Annotated in this window: 2 protein-coding genes and 1 pseudogene; 1 reads left to right on the top strand and 2 read right to left on the bottom strand. The window is 63.0% G+C overall.

The genetic code is table 11. From position 1 onward, the window contains the following. Positions 1–323: 323 nt before the first annotated feature. Positions 324–509, bottom strand: coding sequence for a hypothetical protein (locus tag ACFXN1_RS51710; protein WP_379446484.1), 186 nt, complete (start codon positions 507–509; stop codon positions 324–326). Positions 510–1,379: 870 nt separating this feature from the next. After that, positions 1,380–1,580, bottom strand: coding sequence for a hypothetical protein (locus ACFXN1_RS51705; RefSeq protein WP_379446483.1), 201 nt, complete (start codon positions 1,578–1,580; stop codon positions 1,380–1,382). A 53-nt stretch (positions 1,581–1,633) separates the two neighbouring features. Here ACFXN1_RS51705 and ACFXN1_RS51700 point away from each other — a divergent pair. Next, positions 1,634–2,106, top strand: a pseudogene (locus ACFXN1_RS51700) (hypothetical protein); the annotation flags it as partial.

The raw sequence follows: 2,106 nt of genomic DNA, 5'->3' as shown, positions 1-2,106 counted from the left end.
TCCCTGCTCACCCACACGATTGCACGGACTCACGGTCGTTCGCCGTAGATCAACGCTAAACCGCCGCGACCGATCCCCGAAACCCACAAGCTTCAACAGGCCACTGAGCTGAGCAGATGTAACCGGAGACCTCCCCACACACATGCACCCACCGTCATAGGGCGGATTCCAGGGGTCGTCGCAACACACGTGGTTGTGCTAACCCGACCAGCCCGTGCAATCTGCAACGTTTGGCCGCTGACCCCACGCAGGCTCCGGTGATGATCGGGCTGGCGGCCGTGCAAGTGCCGTCACTGCTGGCCGGGGACCTCGACGTGTGGTTGTCAGCGTGCCGCGACTTCACCGATTCCCCGTTGCAGTCGAGCGGCCTTCTCCCTCGCTCGGACCACGGCGAGCCCACTGGACAGGCGCTGCTGCACCGACCCGAACGGCGCTGCCCGCACCAGCTCCACCGCCAACGCCCACTGATAGAACTTCTCCAGCACCGCATCCGATCGATTCCATGTCACCGCGGCCACCTGAAACGGCGGCCCGGCAGTCGGCGCGCGGCGTAAAACGCCTCGCTGATCTGGGAACGCACGTGCACCACACAGCCACGTGCTGGCCGACATGATGCGCACATCCGGAGCAGGACACGCGCGATTCTGGCGAATCGGCCACGGCCTTCGAGGATCGGCCGGTGCTGTGCCAGCGCGGTCATACGCTGCGCTTCTCGGCGCCGTTTTCCGTTGTCGGTGCGGAAGCAGACCGCGCGTGCGGGGATGAGCCCCCGGTGAGCGGGTGGGCTTTGACGTTGGTGAGGTGCTCCCCGCGCGTGCGGGGATGAGCCCAGACCGCCGCCACCGTGCGGAAGGCCACCGCTGCGCTTCCTGCGCGTGCGGGGATGAGCCATCAAGAGGCCCCGGTCGTACTTATCACCTGGGTGCTCCATACCCGCGGGGAGCACCTCGATCTGCCAGTTGCAGGCACTCGGCGGTACTCCACGCAAGCGTCTTGCGTTGTGAGGCTGTCGATTTCGATGCGGAACGAATGCGGAATGAATGCACACTGGATGCACAATGAATGCACACAAGCGTTGCGATAAAAGTGCGATGAAAAATCGCCCTGAACTGGGTGTTTGGTGGTGGCCCGCCTCCTGCCTGATCCCCACTATCTCCCGCTTCGCTGAAGATAGTGGGGATCAGGCAGGAGACAAACCACCACCAAACAGTTGTGAGCAGAAGGAGAGAAGCACCAGAAGAAGGAGGACCACAAGGAAGAGAGACCACAAGGGGGGACCACAAAGAGAGGACCACAAGAGGGCGGGTTGGCATGGCACGGTGCGTTGGGAGCGGGGCGCGTTGGGGGACGAAACCGCAAGGGGGCGTGTGAGCGCGAAGTCAGGTCTCGTACGGGGTGACGACGAGGGACCACAACGAAGGGATGCCGGCAGGGGTGATTGATGAGTAGCCGTCAATCTCCTGATCCGTATGCATCAATGGATCCGTCGAAGCGAGATGCATTGAGGTGCAGCTGATTTCATGAGCATCCATCAAATCTGTGATTGAACCGTATTCATCAAAAGCATTGGTGTGCAGCATTTTTCGATAGAATTGATGGTGATGGATAATCATCAAATTCTGAGGGGCGTGGTATGACCGCCATCGCAGGTTCTCTGATCATCACTATCGAATCGATTTGGGGCCAGCTGCGTGCCCGGCATCCGGATGTTCCGGATGTCGTGGTGACCATGGCCGCCGGTTCCGCGGGCCGCAAAGGTGTGCGGTTGGGGCACTTCGGGCCGGCACGCTGGAAACACGGCCCCGAGCTACTGCCGGAGTTGTTCGTCGGTGGGGAAGGGTTGGCGTTCGGTGCACGTGAGGTGCTGGGCACTCTGCTGCACGAAGCTGTTCACGGTGCGGCGTCGGCGCGGGGTGTCGCCGACACCAGCCGCGGCGGCGCCTACCACAACGGGAAGTTCCGGCAGATCGCGGCCGAGTTCGGGCTGGGCGTCGAACGCAGCGCCGGCAGTGGCTGGTCGCTGACGACCGTCCCGGACGCGACCGCCGGCGAGTACGGCCGCGAGATCGAGGCATTGGAACGGGTCCTGGTGGCCCACCGGCGTTC

The sequence above is a fragment of the Nocardia sp. NPDC059154 genome (assembly GCF_042755705.1).
Taxonomy (GTDB): Bacteria; Actinomycetota; Actinomycetes; order Mycobacteriales; family Mycobacteriaceae; genus Nocardia.
This window is presented reverse-complemented; position numbering and strand designations above follow the sequence as displayed.